The organism is Variovorax sp. GW821-FHT09B01 (assembly GCF_059418345.1).
Genome location: NZ_JBWKPQ010000013.1, coordinates 185783 through 207930, shown reverse-complemented (window position 1 = coordinate 207930; position 22148 = coordinate 185783). Strand labels below are relative to the sequence as shown.

The window sequence follows — 22148 nt, the reverse complement described above, 5'->3', positions numbered from 1 at the left end:
AAACATCCGGGCCGCCGATCCGTCATACCGGCATGCAAGTACCTTCCTCCAGCGCCAAGGCGTCCGATCTGCTTCGGCTGTTGAAACCCTTCGTCCCCTGGATCGTGCTTTCCGCCGTGACCGGCATCGGGGCCGGCGTGGCCACCGTGGCGCTGCTGGCGACCATCAACGAGGTGCTGAGCCGGCCCGGCGGCATGGCGGGAGGGCTGCTGCTGACCTTCGTCGTGCTGTGCGTCATCGCGCTGGTCGGGCGCGCGGCTTCCGACATCTCGAACAACGTCGTGGGCCAGCGCCTGGTCGCGCAGGTGCGCAAGGATCTGGCGCTGAAGATCCTCGCGGCCCCGATCGATGCGCTGGAGCGCTACCGCATGCACCGCCTGATGCCCGTGCTGACGCAGGACGTGGACATGATCAGCGACGTGGCCTTCATGCTGGCCGCCACCATGATCTCGACCGCCATCGCGCTCGGCTGCCTGAGCTATCTAGGCTGGCTGTCGCTGCCGCTGTTCGGCCTGCTGGTGGTGGCGATGCTGATCGGCGTGGCCGTCCAGACCTGGGCCCATGCACGCGGCATCGCGGGCTTCTTCGAGTCGCGCGAGCAGGAGGAACTGCTGCACAAGGCCTACCGCGGCATCAGCGAGGGCGCCAAGGAGCTGCGCATGCACCGCGCGCGGCGCTCCCGCGTGTACGAAGGGCAGATCGCGCGCACCGTCGATGCCATTCGCGACATCAACCACCGGGCGATCAACATCTTCGTGCTCGCCACCTCCTTCGGCTCCGCGCTGTTCTTCCTGCTGATCGCGATGATCCTGGGCTGGGCCGCCTGGCGGACCACCGAGCCGACGGTGCTCAGCGGTTTCGTGCTGGTGCTGCTGTTCATCAAGGGGCCGATCGACCAGATCGTCAGCGCATTGCCGCACCTGGGCCGGGCCCGGGTGGCCTTCGAACGCATCGCCGATCTCACGGCCCGCTTCGCCACGCCGGAGCCGCACCTGCATCTCGATTCGCCACCGACCTCGCCGCCGATGCGCGAGGCCATCGAGATGCGCGGCGTGCGCTACGCATTCGACACGCCCGAGGGCAGCGACGCCTTCGTGCTCGGTCCGGTGGACCTGCGCATCGAGCGCGGCGAGATCGTCTTCATCGTCGGTGACAACGGCTCGGGCAAGACCACCCTCATCAAGCTGCTGCTCGGCCTCTATGCGCCGCAGCAGGGCGAGGTGGTGCTCGACGGCAAGGCCGTCACGCCCGAGACCCGCGACGACTACCGGCAGCTCTTCACCACCGTGTTCTCCGACTTCTACCTGTTCGAGGACCTGGTGGCCGGCGGCGAAGGAGGCCGGCAGACGCTGCCCGAGACCGCGCTGCCCTACCTGCAGCGCCTCGAGATCGCGCACAAGGTCTCGGTCAAGGACGGCGCCTTCACCACCACCGACCTGTCCACCGGCCAGCGCAAGCGGCTCGCGCTGGTGCATGCCTACCTCGAGGGCCGTCCGGTGCTGGTGTTCGACGAATGGGCCGCCGACCAGGACCCGACCTTCCGCCATCTCTTCTACACCGAGCTGCTGCCCGAGCTGCGCGCCAAGGGCCACCTGCTGGTGGTCATCTCGCACGACGACCGCTATTTCCACATCGCCGACCGCGTGATCACCATGAAGGCCGGCCGCATCGCGGAAGAGCGCGTGCGTGCACCGCAGAAGGCGGCCGCGTAGAAAGAGAGAGCCGCCACCCGGCCGTCTGTGGCCCGTGAAGGCATCGACCTTGCGCCGCGTGTGGCCGATTTCGGACCGTACAGAATACGCGCGAACTCCAAGAAGACAGCTCCGCTCGCGGCGTCCGCGCAAGCGTGAATGGCCCGCACGCTCCCTTTCCTCGACATGCGCAGAATCGTTTCCATCCTCCTCGTTCTCTTCCTGACTCTGGCAGCCGCGGGCTATCTCTGGGCGCGCCGGCCCGCGAGCGCGGTGGAGTCGTCGGTCGTGCGGCGCGGTGCCATCGAATCGAGCGTCACTGCCTTCGGCACGCTGCAGCCGCGGCGCTACGTGGATGTCGGCGCCCAGGTCTCGGGTCAGATCCTGCGGCTGCACGTCCAGCCCGGCGACGTGGTCGACAAGGGGCGGTTGCTGGTCGAGATCGATCCCAGCGTGCAGCGCGCCACGGTCGATGCGGGCCGGGCGTCGCTGGCCGGGTTGCGTGCCCAGTTGGCCGACCAGCGCGCGCAGCACCGGCTGGCCGGCCAGCAGCATGCGCGCCAGCGCCAGATGGCCGCCGACGGCGCCACCCGCGAAGAGGACGTGCAGAGCGCCGAGGCCGCGTTCGCTTCGGCGGCTGCTCGCATCGAGCACCTCGAAGCCCAGATCGCGCAGACCCAGGCCACGCTGCAGGCCGACGAGGCGCGGCTCGGCTACACGCGCATCTTCGCGCCGATGGCGGGCACCGTGGTGTCGGTGACCGCGCGCGAGGGCCAGACCCTCAACGCCACCTACCAGACGCCCGACGTGCTGCGCATCGCCGACCTGTCGGCGATGACCGTGTGGTCCGAGGTGTCGGAAGCCGACGTGAGCCGCGTCAAGGCCGGCATGCCGGTCTACTTCACGACCCTGGGCAACAACCAGCGCCGCTGGCAAGGCAAGGTGCGCCAGGTGCTGCCGGCCCCGCCGTCGCCGACGGCCAAGACCGGCGGCAACGACAGCACCGCCGCGGCCCCCGCGACGCCGAACAAGGTCGTGGTCTACACGGCGCTGTTCGACATCGACAACGCCGACGGCGAACTCATGCCGCAGATGACCGCGCAGGTCACTTTCGTCGAAGCCGCCGCCGCCGATGCGCTGATCGTGCCGGCCACGGCGCTCGTGCCGGTGGCGGATGCCGCGGATCGCTACACCGTGCGCGTGCTGCGGCCCGATGGCAGCGTCGAGACGCGGCCCTTGCGCATCGGGGTGCGCAATCGCGTCTTCGCACAGGCCCTCGATGGTGTCGAGGCGGGCGAGCGCATCGTGGCCGACGCGGGCTTCGGCAAGACCGCGAAGCCATGAGCGCAGCGCCGGGCCGCCCCCAGCAAGCTCGCGCCGCAGTGCGAAGCACGAAGGGACTCCAATGAGCGCGACGCCGGGCCCGGAGGCGGCGAACGCGCCGCCGCTGGTCGAGCTGCAGGACATCCGCAGGTCCTACGGGCTGCCGCAGCGCACGCCCGACGATCCCGCGCCCACGCCGGTGCTGCGCGGCATCTCGCTGAAGATCCATGCGGGCGAGTTCGTCGCCATCATGGGGGCGTCCGGTTCCGGCAAGTCCACGCTCATGAACATCCTCGGCTGCCTCGACCGGCCGAACGACGGGTGCTACCTGTTCGAGGGGCGCGACGTCTCCGACCTCGATGCCGACGCGCTCGCGCGCATGCGCCGCGAGACCTTCGGCTTCGTGTTCCAGGGCTATCACCTGGTGCAGACCGAGTCGGCGCGCGAGAACGTCGAGATTCCCGCGCTCTATGCCGGCATGCCCGAGCACGAGCGCCGCGTGCGCGCCACCGCGCTGCTCGAACGGCTGGCGATGGGCGCCCGCCTTGACCATCGGCCGGGCCAGCTGTCGGGCGGCCAGCAGCAGCGCGTGGCCATCGCGCGCGCGCTGATGAACGGCGGCCGCGTCATCCTGGCCGACGAGCCCACCGGCGCGCTCGACAGCCAGAGCGGCGCGGAGGTGATGAAGCTGCTGCACGAACTCGCCGACGCGGGGCACACGGTGATCCTGATCACGCACGACCGGCAGGTCGCCGCGCAGGCCCGCCGCATCGTGGAGATCCGCGACGGCGAGATCGTGGCCGACTCCGGCGACGCGCGTCCCGCCGACGGGCCGCGCCCGGCGTGGGATGCGTCGCGCGGGCCGCGCGCCGGCCAGGCCTCGATGGCCGCCGACCTGCGGGAAGCCGCGCGCGCCGCCTGGCGCGTGATGTGGATCAACCGCTTCCGCACCGGCCTCACGCTGCTGGGCATCGTGATCGGCGTCGCCTCGGTGATCGCGATGCTCGCGGTCGGCGGCGGCTCGCAGAAGAAGGTGCTCGCGCAGTTCGAGACCTTCGGCGTGCGCACCATGTACATGGCGGCGCGCGAGGGCAGCAGCCGCTCGCCCACCACCCCGCTCACGCTGGCAGACGTCGACATCGTGCGCGAGCTGCCCAACGTCGAGGCCGTCGCGCCGTACATCGAGGACCGGGTGGTCGCGCGCCGCGGCAATGTCGATCTCGCCACCGAGAGCGGCGGCACCACCGTCGACTTCTCGCGCGTGCTCGGCTGGGCCGTGAGCGAGGGCCAGATGTTCGATGCGCAGGACGAGCGCAGCGTTGCCAAGGTCGCGGTGATCGGCCAGACGGTGCGCAAGGCGCTGTTTGCCGACGGCAGCAACCCGATCGGCCAGAACGTGCTGATCGAGAAGGTGCCGTTCGAGGTGATCGGCGTGCTGGCCGCCAAGGGCACCACCGACGGCGAGGACCAGGACAACCGCATCATCGTGCCGTTCTCCGCCGCCGCCGCGCGGCTGGCCGGCCATGCGAATCCGACCTGGGTCGGCGTCCAGGTCCGGGACATGGAACGTGCCATCGCGACGGCCAGCGCGATCGAGTCCAGCCTGGCCGCGCGCCGCCGCGTCAACGACGTGCAGGTCTGGAACCGCGTCGAGGCGATCAGGGCGCAGTCCGAGACCGCGCGCGCGATGACCCTGATGCTGGGCCTGATCGCGGCGATCTCGCTGGTGGTCGGCGGCATCGGCGTGATGAACGTGATGCTGATGACCGTGCGCGAGCGCACGCGCGAGGTCGGCATCCGCATGGCCACCGGCGCGCGGCAGACCGACATCCAGCGCCAGTTCATGACCGAGGCCGTGCTGGTGACCGCCGTCGGCGGTTCGGTCGGTGTCGCGGTCGGCCTGCTGGTCGTGGCGGCACTGATGCTGGCCAGCGTGCCGGTGCTGTTCTCGCCGTTGGCGGTGCTCGGTGCCTTCGGCTGTGCGGTGCTGACCGGCCTGGTGTTCGGCTTCATGCCCGCGCGCCACGCGGCGCGGCTCGACCCGGTGGTGGCGCTGGCCTCGCAGTAGCGAAGCCCGATCGCACGACGTCCTTTTTTCTGTTTCGCATGTCAGACCCATCGACCTCCAGCCCAGCCAGCCTCCCGTGGAGGATCGGCGCGCTGCTCGGCGCGCTGTTCGCGGCCGGCTGCGCCCTGCCGCCCGAAGTTTCCGAGCGCGCGGTGTCCGTGCCCGCCGCCTGGCGTGTACCGGCGTCGCTGTCCGCGGCATCCACCGCGCCGCCGGTGGAAGCCGATGCGCCCGACGCGCAGTGGTGGCGCGCCTTCGGCAGCGCCGAGCTCGATGCGCTGATCGTGGAGACCCAGGCCGGCAGCCACGATCTCGCGATGGCGGTTTCGCGCATGCAGGCGGCCCGCGCGCAGGCGCGCGTGGCCGGCGCGTCGAGCTGGCCCACGCTGAGCGCCAACATCGATGCCAGCCGCGAGGGCCGCGTCGATGGCCAGGCCTCGGTAGCGGGCAGCGAACATCTCGCGGGCTTCGCGGCCCGCTACGAACTCGACCTCTGGGGCCGCCAGGCCGCGCTGCGGCGGGAAGGCCTGCAAGGCTGGCGCGCCAGCGTCTTCGACCGCGACGCGGTGCGCGTGGGCCTGAGCGCCGAGGCGGCATCGGCGTGGCTGCGGCTGCGCGGCCTGCGCGAGCGCGCCGCGATCGCGAACGACAGCCTCGACAACGCGCGGCGGCTGCTGCGGCTGGTGTCGTCGCGCCAGGCGGCGGGCGCCGCGACCGCGCTCGAACTCGCCCAGCAGCGCGGTCTGGTGGCCGCGCGCGAGCGTGAACTCGCGGCGATGCGCCAGCGTGTGGACGAAGCGCTCACGGCGCTGGCGCTGCTGCGCGGACTCGACGCGATGGCGCGGCCGGGCGATGCCGGCGGCGCTGCGGTACCGCTCGCGCAGCTGCGCGTGCCGCCGATCGACCCCGGCCTGCCATCGCAACTGCTCGTGCGCCGGCCCGACATCGCGCGCGCCGAGGCCAGGCTGGCCGCGGCCGACCAGAACGTGTATGCCGCGCGCGCCGCGCTGCTGCCGAGCGTCTCGCTGAACGCTTCGCTCGGCGGGTCGGGGTCCGGCGGGTTGTTCGGCGATCCGGTCTACCGGCTCGCGGCCGGCGTGGCCGCGCCGCTGTTCGACGGCGGGCGGCTCGCGGGCGAGCGCAGCCTTGCCGAGGCGCGCCGGGAAGAGCTCCTGCAGTCGTACCGCGGGGCCATCGCCGCCGCCCTGGCCGATGCGCAGACGGCGCTGACTGGTGTCGCCGGCCTCGATGCCCAGGCCATCGCCCAGGCCGAGGAACTGAACCAGGCGCGGCGTGCCGAGGCACTGGCCGAGTCGCGCTACCGGGCCGGTGCCGAAACCCTGCTGGTGCTGCTCGACGCACAACGCACGCTGCACGAGGCGCGCGATCGCGAGGTGCAGTTGATGCAGTCAAGGCTGGAGGCGCGTGTCGCGCTGTACCGGGCGCTCGGCGGCGGATGGCGCGCGGATGCAGAGGACTCGGCCTTGGCGCAGGAGCGCAGCAGCCCGCTGCACTAAACAAAGCGGGCGCTCGCGCGTCTGTACTTCTTGCAGCGGAGCAGCGGTCGCGCAGGAATTTCTTCCGGATCGTTCTGGCCGTACCTTCCTGGAATTCGCGTGACTCATTCTTCGACAGCGGCCGCCTCGCGGCCCGCAAGCCGGCGCGCCCGCCGATCGAGCAGCCAGGTGCTGGCCGTGGCGGCGCTGATGCTGGGACTCGGTTTCGGCTCGGGCGTGCAGGCTCGGCGCCCAACACCGCAGGCCGAGGCCCACGCGGCCATCGACATCCGCCGCACCACCGACGGCATTCCCCACATCCACGCCGCCGACTGGCGCGGCCTGGGCTTCGGCCAGGGCTATGCGCAGGCGCAGGACGCCCTGTGCACGCTCGCCGATGCCTTCGTCACCTACCGCGGCGAGCGCTCCTTCCACTTCGGACCGGACGCGAAACCGGCCACGCGCTCCACCTTCGGCACGCCGGCCAACCTCGACCTCGACTTCTTCTTCAAGGCATTCGCCGGCGCGCCGGCCATTGAAAGCCTGCGGCAGGCGAATCCCCCCGAGCTCGAACAGCTCATCGAAGGCTATGCCGAGGGGTACAACCGCTATGTGGGCACGCTCCACCAGCCGGCAGCACCAAAGGCCGCCGTCGCGGCCCGGCCCGCCTGCGCGGATGCGGCATGGGTCCAGCCCATCGGTCCCGACGACGTGCACCGCCGCATGATCGCGGCCGCTCTCGCGGGCGGGTATACGCGCTTCGTCGTCGAGATCGCGCAGGCGCAGCCCGCGGCCGCGGCGCCGCCGGCCTCGGCGGACCGGCTCTCGCTCTCGTCGCGGCTGCGCATCCCGGTGGGCGACGCGCAGGGCATCGGCAGCAACGTGCTCGGCTTCGGCGGCGCCGCCACGGGCGGGCAGGGTGGCGTGCTGTTCGGCAATCCGCACTGGTACTGGGGCGGGCCCGACCGCTTCTACCAGGCGCATCTCACGCTGCCGGGCGCCGTCGATGTGGCGGGCATCGCCTTCCTCGGCATTCCGGTCGTCATGATCGGCTTCAACAACGACATCGCCTGGAGCCACACCGTGTCGGCGGCCCGGCGCTTCGGCCTGTTCGACCTCACGCTCGATCCCTCGGACGCCACGCGCTACATGGTCGACGGTGTCTCGCAGCCGATGCAGGCGCAGCCGCTCGCGGTCGAGGTGCGCCGTGCCGACGGCAGCGTCGAGACCGTGCGGCGCACGCTCTGGCGCACGCGCTTCGGTCCCGTGATCGATCTCGGCGCGCGCAATCCCGCGCTCGGCTGGCGCGCGGGCAAGGCCCTCGCGATCCGCGACATCAATGCCGACAACCCGCGCATCTTCCGCAACTTCCTGCGCTGGAACCGTGCGCGCTCGCTCGACGAATTCATCGCGATCCAGCGCGAAGAGGCCGCCATGCCCTGGGTCAACACGGTGGCGATCGGGCGCGGCGACAACCGCGCCTGGTATTCGGAGATCGGCGCAGTGCCCGATGTGCCCGACGACCTGCGCGTCGCCTGTGCCACGCCGCTGTTGAAAGCCTTCGCGGCCCTCGATGCCGAGACGCCCATGCTCGACGGCAGCCGATCGGCCTGCGACTGGCGGCGCGATCCGGCCGCCGTGCAGGCTTCGGCGATGCCGGCCGTTCGCATGCCCGCGCTGCTGCGCGAGGACTACGTGGCCAACATGAACGATAGCCATTGGCTCAGCAATCCGGCGCAGCCGCTCGTGGGCTTCGCCAGCGTGCTCGGTGCGGAGCCCGAACCTCTGTCGCTGCGCGGACGCGAGGGCCACCGGATCGCCGGAGAACTGCTGCGGGCCCGCGAGACTTCCGCGAGCCGCCTGGCCGACCGGTTGTCGCGCAAGGTGCTCGAATCGCGCGCCTACAGCGCCGATCTGTTCAAGGTGCCGTTGCTGCGGAGCGCTTGCGGATCCGCATCGGTCGAGATCGCGGCCGGTGCCGGCGGCGTGGCGCGTTCGGTGGCGACCGGCCCCGCCTGCCAGGTGCTGCGCCGCTGGTCGAACCGCGCGGATGCGGATGCGCGCGGCGCGTTGCTGTGGGACTTCTTCTGGACGCGGCTGAGCGCGATGCCGGCGGACGAACTCCATGCCACGCCGTTTTCGGCGCAGGCCCCGCTTTCCACGCCTTCCGGCATCCGTGAAGGCGATCCGCGCATCGCGCAAGCCCTTGCCGGCGCCGTCGAGGACATGAGGAAGAAGGGCTGGCCGCTGAACGCACCGCTGGGCGTCCAACGCTTCGTGCGCAGCGGCGGGAACAACGTGCCCCTGTTCGGCGGCTGCGATGCGGAGGGCTACTTCACGGTCGCCTGCGCCGATGCCGAAGGCAGCTACCGCATGGGACCCGACTCGCACGGCAACACCTACCTGCAGATCGTCCATTTCGACGCACGCGGCGTGCAGGCCCGCACGCTGCTCGCGCACGGCGAGCGCGAGACCGCGGTGACGAACGGCGCGGGCGCCGCACCCGTGTTGCGTTATGCGCGCAAGGACTGGCTGCGCTTCCCGTTCCGCGAGGAAGAGATCGCGCGCGATCCGAAGCTGGTGCGCGAGACGCTGCGGCCCTGAACGGCGCGCTTCAGACGCGCGCTGCGTCCAGGGCGGCCATCCGCTGGACGATGTCCGCGCAGACGCGTGCGTTGCCCGGCATGAACCGATGCAGCAGGGCCCGCGCATCGAGGCTGCTCGATGCACGAGGCCAGTGGGAGCTTCGGGCCGGGAACACCGTCACGTCGAAAGACGTCCAGTAGCCGAACACCGCCATCCGCGCGAGCCGATGCTCGGTGCGCTGGAGTTCCTCGAGCACCGGGCTCCCGGGCCGCATGTCGCGGGCGCCCTTTCCCGGATAGAGGTAGGCCAGCAGTGTTCCCTGGTGCGGTGCCGAGACCGCGAACAGAGCCTCGCAGCGCGCATGCCCGTCGAGCAGCTGCAGGTAATGGCGCGAGACGATGCAGCCCATGCTGAAGCCCACGATGGCGATCGGCTCGGTCGGGCCGAGCTGTTCGTCGATGTATGCCTTCAGCTTGCAGGCAAGGTCATGGATGCCGCGGCGTCCATCCGCGGGCTTGAGCGCGGGTATCCAGCAGCGATGGCCGGCGTCGCGCAGGCTGCGTTCGAGGCGCCGAAAGATCGCGCCGTCGTCGAAGATGCCGTGCACCAGCACCACGTTCATGCCGTGCGTTCCTTCGGCCTCGCTTCTTCGTCGGGGGCGCGCACCTTGGGTGCGCGCTGCTGCAGGCGCTCGATGTAGCGCAGTTCGCTGCGCGACATCGCGTTGGTGGGGTCCAGTGCCAGGGCGCGCTCGTGCAGCGCCTTGGCGGCATCGAGATCACCGAGCTCGACCTCGGCAAAAGCCATGCCGCGCAGTGCGCGCGTGGTCTCCGAGGTCTTCACCTGTTCCGGGCTGAGCTGCGCCGCGTCCAGTGCCTGTTTGAACCGGTCGAAGGATGCGCGCCAGTTCTTCTCGAGCGCATCGATGTTGCCGCGCTCCGACAGGTACTTGGAGTTCTGCGGCGACAGCAGGATGGCGGCATCGAAGGCCTGCCTGGCCTCCGGAATCCGGTGCAGGTCGACCAGCGCGAAGCCCTGCGTGAAGTAGGCGAGGCCGAACCAGGGGCCATGAACCTTGGCCGGCGTGTTCGCGCTGGCGGCCTGGCCCAGGTAGGCGAGGGTTTCGACCAGGGAGCGCGACGAGAACGAGATGACGCCGCTTTCGCGATAGCGCTTCTCGTACTCGACGACGGCCTGTTGCGCCAGCGGCAGGGCCTCGGCCGGCTTCTTCGCCTGGATCAACGACAGTGCGCGCAGCACCCGTTGCGCGTTGGCGTCGTTGTCTTCATCGGACGGGGCGGGCGCCGGCTTGGCGGAAGCCGTGGCCTGCGTGGCCGGCACGATCTTTCCTTCGGGTTGCGTCGCGCAGGCGGCCAGCAGCAGCGACAGAAGCAGTGCCCCGCAAGCCTTGCCGCGGGCCTCGAACCTTGTCATGTCTCCCATTCCTCGTTCCCTGCATATTCGTGTGCCGGGCACGGTAGCGGAAGGCGGGCCGAACTGCAACGACAGTTCGATGACAGAAGTTCGGGCGTTCGCGGCGGATGCTTCGCGCCCGGTTCGGGCTCAGAGCTCCAGCACCAACCGCTCCCCCGCACAAGCCCGCGAGCAGCAAGTCATCATCCGTCCATTCGCCTCCCGCTCCGAGCGCGTGAGTACCACGTCGCGGTGGTCGACCTTGCCGGCCAGCACGCGCACCTCGCACGAACCGCACAGGCCTTCCTCGCAATCGCTCTGCACGTCGATGTTGGCGGCGCGCAGCGCGTCGAGCACGGTGCGGTCGGCCGGCACGGGCACGACGATGCCCGAGTCCTTGAGCTCGACCTCGAAGGCATGTTCCTTCGACGGGTCGAGCGTGCCGAGCTTCGATTCGAAATGCTCCACGCGCAGCGAGTCCTCGGGCCAGGCGGCGCAGCAGGCCTCGAGGGCGTCGAGCATGCGCGCGGGGCCGCAGGCATAGACCTGGGTGCCTTCGCGCGGGGTGGCGAGCAGGGCGGCGAGGTCGCAGCGCAGGCCTTCCTCCTTCGCGTAGACATGCAGGCGCTCGCCATGCAGCGCCGCCAGTTCGTCGACGAAGGCCATGCGCGCGCGGCTGCGGCCGCTGTAGTGGATCTCGTAGGCCAGGCCCAATGCCTTGGCGCGGCGTGCCATCGCGGCGATGGGCGTAATGCCGATGCCGCCGGCGATCAGGATGAGCCGCTGGCGGCTCTCGTCGAGGTGGAAGTGGTTGCGTGGGCCGCGCACCTTGAGCTTGTCGCCGGGGCGCATGTTGGCATGGACCCAGGCCGAGCCGCCGCGGCCATCTTCTTCGCGCAGCACCGCGATCTCGAGCACGTCGGCTTCGGCGGGATCGCCGCACAGCGAGTACTGGCGCGAGAGCTCGGGCGAGCCGCATTCGATGTCGATGTGCGAACCCGGCGTCCAGCGCGGCACGGGGCGGCCGTCCGGCGTGGCCAGGCGCAGCTTCACCACGCCCTCGGCGACCGGGGTCACGCTTTGCACCACCATCTGGCGCGAGATCGCATGCTTCGAAGGCTCGCCGATGCGCACGGGCACCTGCTGCTGCAGCAGCGCGGCATCGCGGCGCTCGGGGTTGTGGGCCGGGTCCCATTCGACCCACAGGTGCTCGGGGCCGCGGAACGAGGTGTTCGGCACGTAGCTGAACTGCTGCTCGGCGAGCTTCATGTGCGGCAGGCGGCGCGTGAACTCCTCGAGGAAGATCTGCATCTCCATGCGCGCGAGGTTCTTGCCCATGCACTGGTGCGAACCGTAGCCGAAGGTCAGGTGGTCGCTGGCGTTGTCGCGCCGGATGTCGAACAGGTCGGCATCGGCGAAATGCGCCTCGTCGTGGTTGGCCGACGAGGTGACGATCAAGAGCTTCGAGCCGGCGGGAATGTCGATGCCGCCGACCTGCACGTCCTTCGTAGCGAGACGGCGCCAGGCCGCGACCGAGCCGTTGTGGCGCAGGCATTCCTCCACCGCGCTCGAGATCAGGCCGGGGTCCTCGCAGATGTCGCGCCAGGCCTGCGGATGCAGCAGCAGCAGCTTCATCGCATTGGCCGTGGCGTTGGCGGTGGTCTCGTGCGCGGCCACGATGCCGGCCATCATCATCGAGTGCAGGTAGGAGTCGGTCACGACCTCGGGATGCTCCTTCTGCTTGCGCAGGCCGTAGGGCATCCAGCCCGGCGCGTCGGGGTTCAGGCGCATCTTGTCGAGCACCTTGCCCGCGAACTGCCAGAAATTGCCGACCGCGTGCGCCACCGCCACCTGCTCCTCGGGCTTCGGACGGCCCCAGGTGTTGACGGTGTGGGCGATCGAGTACTGGCGCAGCGTGTCCATGTCCTCCTCGGGCACGCCGAGGAAGTGCAGGGCGACGGTCAGCGGCACCTCCCACAGCATCTGGTCGACCAGGTCGGCGCGGCCGTCGTCGATGAAGCGGTCGACGTACTCGCGCGCGAGCTGGCGCACCATCGGCTCGTGGTGCTTGAGCGCCTCGGGCGTGAACGGGTCCATCAGCACGCGGCGCCGCGGCATGTGGGCCGGCTCGTCCTCGTTGACCAGCGTGCGGTTGAGCGCGAAGCCGTAGCTCGCGAGCACCGCGTTGGCCTCGGGGCCGGTGGGCGTGATCTTCTCGAGCGCGATCGAGGGGCTGAAGGTGAGGTTGTCGCGGAAGATGGCCTTGATGTCCTCGAAGCGCGTGACCACCCAGTAGCCGAGCTTCGGGCTGTAGAACACCGGCTCCTGCTCGCGCGCCCAGCGCACGTATTCGGGCGGGTCCTGCTGGTAGCCGTCCTCGAAGGGATCGAAGTCGGCGGCGCGCCGGCTCACCGGGCAGCCGGTGGGCGAGCGTTCGGCGGACAGGTCGCCGTGCGCCACGGGGCAACCCCCGGTGCGCGCGGCGGCGGCTTCGGAAACGGTGGACATCGAGAAGGCTCCTTCCGCGCGGCGCGTCAGTCCAGGGTGATCTTCAGGTCGCGGATCAGCTTCTGCCAGCGCACGGTCTCGCTGCGCAGCAGTTCGCCGAACTGCGCGGGCGTGTTGCCCACGGGCTCGACGCCGAAGTCCTCGAGGCGCTTGCGCACCGTGGGTTCGTTGATGGCCGCGACCACGCGCTTGTTGAGCGCGTTCACCACCTCGGGCGGCGTGGCGGCGGGCACCACCATGCCGACCAGCGCGGCGGCTTCCACGCCCTTGTGGCCGAGCTCGGCGAAGGTGGGCACGTCGGGCAGCTGCGGCAGCCGCGTGGCGTTGGCCACGGCGATGGCCTTGACCTTGCCGCCCTTGATGAAGCCCGCGCCCGCGGCGAGGTCGACCATCATGGCCTGCACCTGGCCGCCGGCCACGTCGGTGAGGGCCGGTGCCGCGCCGCGGTAGGGCACGTGCACCATGAACAGGCCGGCTTCGGTCTTGAGCAGTTCCATCGCCAGGTGGTGCGGGCTGCCGGCGCCGGCCGAGGCGTACGAGAAGCTGCCGGGCTTGGCCTTGGCCTGGGCGATGAAGGTCTTGGCGTCGGCGATGCCGCTGGCCGGATTGACCACCAGGATCATCGGGAAGCGGCCCATCAGCGTGACCGGCGCGAGGTCCTTGGTGGGGCTGTACGACAGCGTCTTGTAGAGCGAGGGGTTGAACACCATGGTGCCGTTGTCGGCCGACAGCACGGTGTAGCCGTCGGCCGCCGAGCGCGCGGTCTCCGCGGCCGCGATGGCGGTGTTGCCGCCGGGCTTGTTGTCCACCAGCACCGGCTGGCCGGCCTGCGTCGACAGCGTCTGGCCGATGGTGCGCGCGAGGAAGTCGGAACCGCCGCCGGCGGCATAGGGCACGAGCCAGCGGATCGGCTTGGCGGGGTAGGCGGCGGCCTGGGCGAAGGCGGTGCTCGTGACGGCGAGCGCGGGGAGGGCCAGCAGGCAGCCGGCCAGGAACTTCTTCATCGTGTCTCCTGGTTTCTAGGGTTCTGGGAAGCGCAATCCGGGGTCAAAATCCGCGACGGCGAGTTTTGCGTAATGATTGTACGCATAGCGTAAATCGCGAGGCAAGCCCTCGGGCCACCGTACTTACCATCGGGTGCCCGCCACTTTTTTCGAGAACGAGACGATCAGCACATGGCTTCCACCCCGAAGAAAAGCGCCCCCGCCAAGCCGAAGGCCGCAGTCGCAAGGTCGTCCGCCACGCCCGCGCCGCGCGAGCGGCGCCAGCGCGTGCAGTCGGCCGAGACCGGCATGGCGGTGCTCAAGGGCCTGGCGCGCATGGGCGGCAACGCGGGGCTGTCGGGCCTCGCGGCGCACGTGGGCGAGAGCCCGGCCAAGGTGCACCGCTACCTCGCGAGCCTGGTGCAGGAAGGGCTGGTGGCGCAGGACGTCGATTCGCAGCGCTACCGGCTCGGGCCCGAGGCCATCAGCATCGGGCTGGCCGCGATGCGCCAGTCCGACCCGGTGCGCGCGGCCGAGCCCGCGCTGGTGCGGCTGCGCGAAGGGCTCGAAGTGACCTGCTTCGTCGCCGTGATGGGCAACAAGGGCCCGACCGTGATGCGCTTCGAGGAGCCGGGCCTGCCGGTCACGGTCAACGTGCGCGCGGGCTCGGTGATGTCGATGCTGTGGTCGGCCACCGGCCGCGCCTTCCTCGGCCTGCTCAACGAGCGCAGCGTGCGCGAGCTGGCCGAGCAGGAGCTGGCCGCGGCGCCGCGCGAGATGCGCGCGCAGCTCGATGCGAAGCAGCCGATCGAGGCCCTGCGCGCCGAGGTGCGCGCGCTGCGCTGCGCGGTGGTGCGCGACACCTACCTGCGCGGCATCAGCGCGGTCGCGGCGCCGGTCCACGACTTCACGGGACGCGTGTGCGCGGTCATCACCGCGCTGGGCGCGAGCGGCGGCTTCGATCCCTCGGCCGATGGCGAGATCGCGACCGCCGTGCTGCGCGAAGCAGCCGCGACCAGCGAGGTGCTGGGCTACCTGGTACCGAAGGAATGCTGAGCCGCGCTTGACCCGCGTGCGGGCGGGGCGATAGGCTGCGGCGGCGCGTCGCGGGGAGCGGCGCGCCTCCTCGCGGAGCCACAAGCCATCGACAAAGAACGGACAACAAGACTTATGAAGACTTTCGCCTTCCCCTCCCTTCGCACCCCGGCCATCGCGCTGGCCTGCGCGCTCGCGTTCGCGGGCGCCGCCTCGGCGCAGCAGCCGAACCAGGCCGTGCTCGACGCCGCCACGCAGAAGAAGGAGGAATCGCTCAAGCTGCTCGAGCGCCTGGTCAACATCGACTCGGGCTCGACCAATGCCGAGGGCCTCGAGAAGGTCCGCACGCTGGTGGTGGACGAACTGCGCCAGCTCGGCGCGCGCATCGAGACCTTCCCGGCCGAGCCGCATCCCGGCAGCAACGTGGTCGCGACCTTCACCGGCACCGGCAAGAAGAAGATCCTGATCCTGGCCCACATCGACACCGTGTTCAAGGACGGCACTGCCGCCGCCAAGCCCTTCTACGTGAAGGACGGCCGCGCCTACGGCCCGGGCGTGATGGACAACAAGGGCGGCGTGGTCGCGGGCCTGCAGGCGCTGAAGATCCTGCAGCAGCTGGGCTTCAAGGACTACGGCCAACTCACCTTCCTGATCGACACCAACGAGGAGACCGGCTCGGTCGGCACCAGCGCGCTGATCGAGCGCGTGGCGAAGCAGCACGACGTGGCGCTGAACCTCGAGCCGGGCCGCCCGGCCGACGGCCTGGTGGTGGAGCGCAAGGGCTCGGCCACCGCGCTGATCGAGGTCAAGGGCCTGGCCGCGCACGCGGGCGTGGCGCCCGAGGCCGGCCGCAATGCCGCGATGGAAGTGGCGCACCAGGTGCTGCAGCTGTCGAAGATCGCCGATGCCGCGAAGAAGACCACGGTCAACTTCACGGTGCTGACCGCCAACGGCCCGACCAACGTGATCCCCGCCACCGCGAGCGCGCGCGGCGATGTGCGCGCCGCCACGCCCGAGGAGCTCGACCGCGTCGAGAAGGACCTGCAGCGCATCTCGCAGAACAAGCTGATCCCCGACACCGAGGTCAAGGTGCGCCTGATCCGCGGCCTGCCGCCGATGCCGCGTTCGCCCGCTTCCGACAAGCTGGTGGCGACCGCCGAGGGCATCTACGCCGAGATCGGCAAGAAGCTCACCATCGAGAGCAGCGGTGGCGCCGCCGATGCGAGCCTGGTGGCCGGTGTCGGCGTGCCGGTGCTCGACGGCTTCGGCATCGTGGGCGGTGGCATCCACACGCCCGAGGAATACGCGGAGGTCGAGAGCATCGTGCCGCGGCTGTACCTGCTGTCGCGGATGCTGATGGCGTTGAGCGCGAACTGAGCTTCAAGCGGCCGCGCTCTGGAGGCGCGGCAGCACCTCGCGCCCGAGTTCCTCCACGATCTCGCGCGCATCGCGCGGCCCGCGCGCGATGTTCATCAGCACGTGGGCCACGCCCGCGTCCTCCAGCCGGTCGAGGTAGGCCACCAGCGCGTCGCGCCCGGTGCGCAGCCCCAGTTCGATCGGCTCGGCCGGCGCGTCGGCGCGCTCGAGCAATTCGAGTTGCAGCGACTGGATGAAGGGCTTGGCCTCGCCACCCGCGCGTTCGCGCAGCGCGGTCTGCCACAGGCCGATGCGGCCCTGCTGGCGCGCTTCGTCACGGTGGTAGGTGGCCCAGCCGTCGGCATGGGCCGCGGTCCATTGCAGCGACTGCCGCGCCGACCCCACCACCACCATGCCGATGCGTTCGGCCGGCGCCGCCATCAGTTCGTGGCCCGCCGTGGCCTCGCGCAGCACGGCGCGTTCGGCAGCCAGCGGCGAGAGGCCGGAGCGCACCAGCGTCCAGCGCTCGCGGAAGGTCTCGGCGCGCTGCGCGATGTCCTCGCCGAAGATCGCGAACTCGGCCTCGCGGTCGCCCGAGCCGAGCCCGAGAATGAAGCGCTCGCCCGACAGCCGGTTCAGCGACAGCGCGGCCTTGGCCAGGTGCAGCGGCTGGCGCAGCGGCAGCACCGCGGCGGCCGTGCCGAGCGCGATGCGCTGCGTGGCCGCGGCCAGCGTGGCGAGCCAGAGGAAGGGCTCGTCGAGCGGGGCTGTCGGCATCATCCGCTCGCCCTGCGGCGCGAGCACCGGCACGTCGCGCGTCCACAGCGCCGCGAAGCCCAGCGCGTCGGCACGCTGCGCGAGATCGCGTTCCACGGCGAGGTCGGCCATCGCCTCGTCGGGGCGCGCGATCGGTGTCATGAGGCCGAGCGTGAGTCGGCCGGCCTGGAGGGTCTGCTGGTAGGCGCGATTGAAGGAGGGCATGGGCGGCAGGAGGTGGGGCGAAGGAAATGATCGCACGCGCATCGCGGCCGGCGCCGCGTGGGGACAAGGCCGCCGCGCCAAGCATCTCGATCGGAGATGCGCCGATCTTCAATCCATATGAATCTTGCGCGTAAACCCGCTGCGGCGCCTTCGCGTGCCGCCGCGACCATCGGCGCACCGAATCACCAGCACAGCGAGACACCCACTCCATGAACACGAGCGCGATCACACGGCCCCGGGCAGCGGCGGCGCAAGAGGACGGCGGCGCCGATGCCGTCTACCGCAAGGTCGGCTGGCGGCTCATCCCGTTGCTCTTCGTCTGCTACATCGTGGCCTACCTCGACCGCGTCAACGTCGGCTTCGCCAAGCTGCAGATGCAGGGCGACCTGCAGTTCAGCGAGGCGGTGTACGGCCTGGGCGCGGGCATCTTCTTCATCGGCTACTTCCTGTTCGAGGTGCCGAGCAACGTGGTGCTGCACCGCGTGGGCGCGCGCCGCTGGATCGCGCGGATCATGATCACCTGGGGCCTGCTGTCGGCCGCCACCATGTTCGTGAGCTCGCCGATGTCCTTCTACGTGATCCGCTTCCTGCTGGGCGCAGCCGAGGCGGGCTTCTTCCCCGGGATCATCCTGTACCTGACCTACTGGTACCCGGCCGCGCGGCGCAGCAAGGCGACCTCGCTGTTCCTCGCGGCGATCCCGTTCGCGGGCATCCTCGGCGGCCCGATCTCGGGCTGGATCCTGCAGGGCATGGGCGGCGTCAACGGCTGGGCCGGCTGGCAATGGCTGTTCCTGCTGCAGGGCCTGCCGACCGTGGCGTTGGGCCTGGTCGTGTGGCGCTACCTCGACGACCGCGTGAAGGACGCGCAATGGCTCAGCACCGCCGAGCGCGAGCTGATCGCGCGCGACATCGCGGCCGAGAACCAGGGCAAGGCCGAGCCGCGCATCCTCGAGGTGCTGGGCAACGGCCGCGTCTGGCTGCTGGCGCTGGTGTACTTCGCCTACACCTCGGGCCTGTACGGCATCTCGTTCTGGCTGCCGAGCATCATCAAGGCGATCGGCGTGAAGGGCGCGCTCGACATCGGCCTGCTGAGTGCGATCCCCTGGACCTTCGGCGTGGTCGCGATGTACCTGATGGCGCGCAGCGCCGACCGCCGGCTCGAGTACCGCTGGCACAGCGCGCTGGCCGCCATCGTGGGCGCGATCGGGCTGGTGCTCAGCGTGGCCTTCCACGGCAATGCGGTGCTCGCGATGGCCGGGCTCACGCTGGCCACCATGGGCATCATGTCGACCCTGCCGATCTTCTGGGGCATGCCGACGGCCTTTCTTGGCGGTGCGGCCGCCGCCGCGGGCATCGCGCTGATCAACTCCTTCGGCAACCTCTCGGGCTTCAGCGCGCCCTTCCTCATCGGCCTGATCAAGGACGCGACGCAGAGCATCGACGCGGGCCTGCACATGCTCGCGGGCCTGCTGGTGGCGGGCGCGGTGCTGGTGCTGCTGGTCAAGCCGGCCGCCGCGCGGCGCTGAGCCTTTGTCTTTCCGCGCCGCGGCGTTCGCCCGCGGCGCTTCATTCCCGGTTCCCCCACAGAAAGTCCCACCCCATGGATGCGGTCGTGATCTCCCCTGCGCGTCGTTCGCCCTCGGCCGAACTGCTCGCGCTCCTGCAACGGCGTTTCGAGGAACGCCTGTCGACCAGCCAGGCCGTGTTGCTGCAGCACGGCACCGACGAATCGGCCTATGCGCCACAACCGCCCGACGCGGTGGTGTTCGTGCAGAGCACCGACGAAGTCGCCTTCGTGGTGCGCGCCTGTGCGCGCGAACGCGTACCGGTGATCGGCTTCGGCGTGGGTTCGTCGGTCGAAGGCCACCTGCTCGCGGTGCAGGGCGGCGTGTGCATCGACTTCTCGCGCATGAACCGCGTGCTCGCGATCCGCGGCGGCGACCTCACGGCCACGGTCGAGGCCGGCGTGACGCGCGGCCAGCTCAACGCGGCGCTCGCGGACAGCGGTTTCTTCTTCTCGGTCGACCCCGGTGCCGACGCCTCGATCGGCGGCATGGTCGCGACCGCCGCCTCGGGCACGAACACCGTGCGCTACGGCACCATGCGCGACAACCTCGTGAACCTCACGGTGGTGACGGCCGACGGCGAGGTGGTGCGCACCGCGACGCAGGCGCGCAAGAGCTCGGCTGGCTACAACCTCACGCAGCTCTATTGCGGTTCCGAAGGCACGCTGGGCCTCATCACCGAGGCGACGGTGCGGCTGCATCCGCATCCCGAAGCGCATGCGGCGGCGGTGGTGCATTTCCCATCGGTGCGCGCGGCGGTCGACGTGGTGATCGAGGCGATCCAGCTCGGCGTACCGCTCGCGCGCGCCGAGATGCTGGACGCGTTGACGATCCGCGCCGTGAACGCCCACAGCCGCACCACGCTGGCCGAGCACCCGACGCTGTTCCTCGAGTTCGGCGCGAGCAAGGCGCAGATCGACGAACAGGCCGCGCTGGTGCGCGAGATCGTGGCCGGCCATGGTGGCGGCGCCTTCCAGTGGGCGCTGCGGCAGGAGGAACGTTCGCGGCTGTGGACGCCGCGCCATCACGCCTACTTCGCCTGCCTGCAACTCCAGGCCGGCTGCCGCAGCCTCACGACCGATGCCTGCGTGCCGCTGTCGGCGCTCGCGCAGTGCATCGACGAAACCCAGGCCGACATCGCCGAACACGGGCTGCTGGCGCCGGTGTTCGGGCATGTGGGCGACGGCAATTTCCACTGCCTGGTGCTGGTCGACCCCGACGATGCCGCCGCGAACGCGGCCGCCGAGGCCTTCAGCCACCGGCTGGTGCAGCGCGCGCTGCGCCATGGCGGCACCTCCACCGGCGAGCACGGCGTGGGGCTGCACAAGATGCAGTACCTGGTCGAGGAGCACGGCGCGCAGGCAGTGGGGCTGATGCGCGCGATCAAGCGCGCGCTCGATCCGCACGACATCTTCAATCCCGGCAAGGTCGTGGGCCACGCCGCGGTCTGAGTACCCCCGAATACGACAACACAGGAGACAAGACGATGAAGCGTTCGCACAAGCACACATGGGTCGCGATGGCCGCGGCAGCGTTGATGGCGGGATGCGGTGGCGGTGGCGGGGGCGGTGGTGGCGGTTTCGTGCCGCTGGTGCCACCGGCGAGCGCGCCGCCGGCGGCACCGCCGCCCGCGCAGTCGCTGGCCGAGAAATGCCCCGCGTTCAAGGGCCGCGCCGTTGCCGAAGGCGCGGTGCGCGTCGACGATGCGAAGGTGGTGGCCGCCACCGGCGTGCAGCCCGAGTACTGCGTGCTCACCGCGAGCTTCCAGGGCTCGAGCCTGCGCTTCGAGGCGCGCCTGCCGACCTCGGGCTGGAACGGCAAGCTGGCCTTCATCGGCGGCGGCGGCTTCGACGGCGCGCTGCCGAGCGCGGCCGATCCGCAGTTCAGCGCCTCGATCTTCAGCGAGCGCTACGCCACGATCGGCACCAATGGCGGCTACGACTATCCCGGCGTGCGCGATGCCGGCTACTTCGCGGCGCGCTTCGCGGCCGATCCCGCGAAGCTGCTCGACTTCACGCAGCAGTCGGAGCATCGCGCGCTGCCGCCGGGCAAGGAACTGATCGCGGCCTTCTTCGGCAGCGGCCCCGCGCGCAGCTACTTCGAGGGCTGCTCGATGGGCGGCCACGACGCGCTGATGCTCGCGCAGCGCTTCCCCGAGGACTTCGACGGCATCGTGGCGCGCGCCCCGGCCGGCAACATCATGGGCCTGTTCGTGCAGTTCAACCGCATCTCGAAGCAGGTGCGCGTGCCGGCGAACACGCTGAATCCGGCCAAGCAGACCCTGCTGGCCAAGGCGGTGCTCGCGCAGTGCGATGCGCTCGACGGCGTGGCCGACGGCATCGTCTCGAAGCCCGCGGCCTGCAACTACGACCCCGCGCCCTTGCGCTGCGCGGGCGGCGCCGACACCGGCGATGCCTGCCTGTCGGATGCGCAGATCGCCACGGTGAAGACCATCACCTCGGCGGTCGCCACCGCCGATGGCGCCTGGTCGCACCCGGGCTACAACTTCGGCCTCGAGAACACGGCCGATGGCTGGGGCTCGTACATCTGGCCGCAGGCGGCGCTCGGCGGCAACTCGATCCAGGGCATGTTCTCGGACGGCTTCGTGCGCTCGTTCATCACGCAGGACCCGGCCTTCGACACGCTGGCCTGGAACCCCGACCAGTGGCTCGCGCGCATGGGCGTGGTCGGCGGCCTGTTCAGCGCGGCCGATCCCGACCTGGAGCGGCTGCATGCGCGTGGCGCGAAGCTGATCCTGTGGAACGGCACCAACGACACCTCGGTGAGCGCGCGCGACACCTCGCGCTACTACGATCAGGTGGTCGGCAAGCTGGGACAGGGCAAGGCCGACCAGACCGTGGAGCTGTTCCTCGCGCCGGGCGTGGGCCATTGCGCGGGCGGCCCGGGCGCCGACAAGGTCGACCTGCTGAAGGCGATGGCGACCTGGGTCGAGCAGGGCGTGCCCGCGTCGGCGCAAGGCCTGGTGCAACGCAAGCTCGACGCGGCCACGGGCGCCACGGCGCTTGCGCGGCCGATGTGCAAATACCCCGCGTACCCGCGCTACAAGGGCGCGGGCGACACGAAGGATGCGGCGAGCTTCGACTGCGTGCACTGAGGCCTTGTCCGACCCATAGGCCGCGAAC

Annotated in this window: 15 protein-coding genes; 10 read left to right on the top strand and 5 right to left on the bottom strand. The window is 70.6% G+C overall.

Annotation, left to right across the window (positions count from 1 at the left end; all coding sequences use genetic code 11):
- The first annotated feature begins 32 nt into the window (after positions 1–32).
- The 5 genes from AC07RV_RS29680 to AC07RV_RS29660 all read left to right on the top strand — a co-directional run bounded on the left by AC07RV_RS29680 (position 33) and on the right by AC07RV_RS29660 (position 9182).
- Positions 33–1712, top strand: a complete 1680-nt coding sequence (locus AC07RV_RS29680) for a cyclic peptide export ABC transporter (protein ID WP_296781269.1) — start codon at positions 33–35, stop codon at positions 1710–1712.
- Positions 1713–1877: 165 nt separating this feature from the next.
- Entirely contained in the window at positions 1878–3035 is a 1158-nt protein-coding gene (locus AC07RV_RS29675; RefSeq protein WP_296781270.1) for an efflux RND transporter periplasmic adaptor subunit, read from the top strand.
- A 61-nt stretch (positions 3036–3096) separates the two neighbouring features.
- A complete protein-coding gene (locus AC07RV_RS29670; protein ID WP_296781271.1) occupies positions 3097–5082 on the top strand; it encodes a MacB family efflux pump subunit in 1986 nt (661 codons plus the stop codon).
- 38 nt (positions 5083–5120) lie between these two features.
- A complete protein-coding gene (locus tag AC07RV_RS29665; RefSeq protein WP_296781272.1) occupies positions 5121–6599 on the top strand; it encodes an efflux transporter outer membrane subunit in 1479 nt (492 codons plus the stop codon).
- 99 nt (positions 6600–6698) lie between these two features.
- Entirely contained in the window at positions 6699–9182 is a 2484-nt protein-coding gene (locus tag AC07RV_RS29660; protein ID WP_296781273.1) for a penicillin acylase family protein, read from the top strand.
- Between the two features lie 10 nt (positions 9183–9192).
- On the opposite strand, the gene AC07RV_RS29655 is transcribed toward AC07RV_RS29660, so the two are convergent.
- The 4 genes from AC07RV_RS29655 to AC07RV_RS29640 form a co-directional block, all read right to left on the bottom strand.
- Entirely contained in the window at positions 9193–9786 is a 594-nt protein-coding gene (locus AC07RV_RS29655) for an esterase/lipase family protein (RefSeq protein ID WP_296781274.1), read from the bottom strand.
- Complete coding sequence (locus tag AC07RV_RS29650; RefSeq protein ID WP_296781275.1) at positions 9783–10598, bottom strand: tetratricopeptide repeat protein; 816 nt, start codon at positions 10596–10598, stop codon at positions 9783–9785. Before AC07RV_RS29650 ends, AC07RV_RS29655 begins: the two co-directional genes overlap by 4 nt.
- Before the next feature lie 129 nt (positions 10599–10727).
- Positions 10728–13085: a cytochrome P450/oxidoreductase gene (locus AC07RV_RS29645; RefSeq protein WP_296781276.1), complete on the bottom strand. Its 2358-nt coding sequence runs from the start codon at positions 13083–13085 to the stop codon at positions 10728–10730.
- 26 nt (positions 13086–13111) lie between these two features.
- Positions 13112–14089 (bottom strand): Bug family tripartite tricarboxylate transporter substrate binding protein, encoded by a 978-nt coding sequence (locus AC07RV_RS29640; RefSeq protein WP_203202173.1) that lies wholly within the window; start codon positions 14087–14089, stop codon positions 13112–13114.
- Positions 14090–14260: 171 nt separating this feature from the next.
- On the opposite strand from AC07RV_RS29640, the gene AC07RV_RS29635 reads away from it, so the two are divergent.
- Entirely contained in the window at positions 14261–15124 is an 864-nt protein-coding gene (locus AC07RV_RS29635) for an IclR family transcriptional regulator (protein ID WP_296781277.1), read from the top strand.
- Between the two features lie 114 nt (positions 15125–15238).
- On the top strand, positions 15239–16480 hold the full coding sequence (locus AC07RV_RS29630) for a glutamate carboxypeptidase (protein WP_296781278.1): 1242 nt from the start codon (positions 15239–15241) through the stop codon (positions 16478–16480).
- 3 nt (positions 16481–16483) lie between these two features.
- Here the strand turns inward: AC07RV_RS29630 and AC07RV_RS29625 are convergent, their stop codons facing one another.
- Positions 16484–17440: a TIGR03571 family LLM class oxidoreductase gene (locus tag AC07RV_RS29625; RefSeq protein ID WP_296781279.1), complete on the bottom strand. Its 957-nt coding sequence runs from the start codon at positions 17438–17440 to the stop codon at positions 16484–16486.
- A gap of 209 nt (positions 17441–17649) precedes the next feature.
- Here AC07RV_RS29625 and AC07RV_RS29620 point away from each other — a divergent pair, with 209 nt between their 5' ends.
- The 3 genes from AC07RV_RS29620 to AC07RV_RS29610 all read left to right on the top strand — a co-directional run bounded on the left by AC07RV_RS29620 (position 17650) and on the right by AC07RV_RS29610 (position 22120).
- The gene (locus tag AC07RV_RS29620) at positions 17650–18966 is read left to right on the top strand and encodes an MFS transporter (protein WP_296781280.1); all 1317 of its coding nucleotides are present in this window, start codon (positions 17650–17652) and stop codon (positions 18964–18966) included.
- A gap of 74 nt (positions 18967–19040) precedes the next feature.
- Positions 19041–20456 (top strand): FAD-binding oxidoreductase, encoded by a 1416-nt coding sequence (locus AC07RV_RS29615; RefSeq protein ID WP_296781281.1) that lies wholly within the window; start codon positions 19041–19043, stop codon positions 20454–20456.
- Positions 20457–20491: 35 nt separating this feature from the next.
- Positions 20492–22120, top strand: a complete 1629-nt coding sequence (locus tag AC07RV_RS29610; protein ID WP_296781282.1) for a tannase/feruloyl esterase family alpha/beta hydrolase — start codon at positions 20492–20494, stop codon at positions 22118–22120.
- Positions 22121–22148 lie beyond the last annotated feature (28 nt).

Bases quoted from the DNA above. Each gene is read 5' to 3' on its own strand.
- AC07RV_RS29670 (WP_296781271.1), top strand. From the start codon at position 3,097: ATGAGCGCGACGCCGGGCCCGGAGGCGGCGAACGCGCCGCCGCTGGTC.
- AC07RV_RS29675 (WP_296781270.1), top strand. From the start codon at position 1,878: ATGCGCAGAATCGTTTCCATCCTCCTCGTTCTCTTCCTGACTCTGGCA.
- AC07RV_RS29625 (WP_296781279.1), bottom strand. From the start codon at position 17,440: ATGCCCTCCTTCAATCGCGCCTACCAGCAGACCCTCCAGGCCGGCCGA.
- AC07RV_RS29630 (WP_296781278.1), top strand. From the start codon at position 15,239: ATGAAGACTTTCGCCTTCCCCTCCCTTCGCACCCCGGCCATCGCGCTG.
- AC07RV_RS29635 (WP_296781277.1), top strand. From the start codon at position 14,261: ATGGCTTCCACCCCGAAGAAAAGCGCCCCCGCCAAGCCGAAGGCCGCA.
- AC07RV_RS29665 (WP_296781272.1), top strand. From the start codon at position 5,121: ATGTCAGACCCATCGACCTCCAGCCCAGCCAGCCTCCCGTGGAGGATC.
- AC07RV_RS29640 (WP_203202173.1), bottom strand. From the start codon at position 14,089: ATGAAGAAGTTCCTGGCCGGCTGCCTGCTGGCCCTCCCCGCGCTCGCC.
- AC07RV_RS29680 (WP_296781269.1), top strand. From the start codon at position 33: ATGCAAGTACCTTCCTCCAGCGCCAAGGCGTCCGATCTGCTTCGGCTG.
- AC07RV_RS29645 (WP_296781276.1), bottom strand. From the start codon at position 13,085: ATGTCCACCGTTTCCGAAGCCGCCGCCGCGCGCACCGGGGGTTGCCCC.
- AC07RV_RS29650 (WP_296781275.1), bottom strand. From the start codon at position 10,598: ATGACAAGGTTCGAGGCCCGCGGCAAGGCTTGCGGGGCACTGCTTCTG.
- AC07RV_RS29620 (WP_296781280.1), top strand. From the start codon at position 17,650: ATGAACACGAGCGCGATCACACGGCCCCGGGCAGCGGCGGCGCAAGAG.
- AC07RV_RS29610 (WP_296781282.1), top strand. From the start codon at position 20,492: ATGAAGCGTTCGCACAAGCACACATGGGTCGCGATGGCCGCGGCAGCG.
- AC07RV_RS29615 (WP_296781281.1), top strand. From the start codon at position 19,041: ATGGATGCGGTCGTGATCTCCCCTGCGCGTCGTTCGCCCTCGGCCGAA.
- AC07RV_RS29655 (WP_296781274.1), bottom strand. From the start codon at position 9,786: ATGAACGTGGTGCTGGTGCACGGCATCTTCGACGACGGCGCGATCTTT.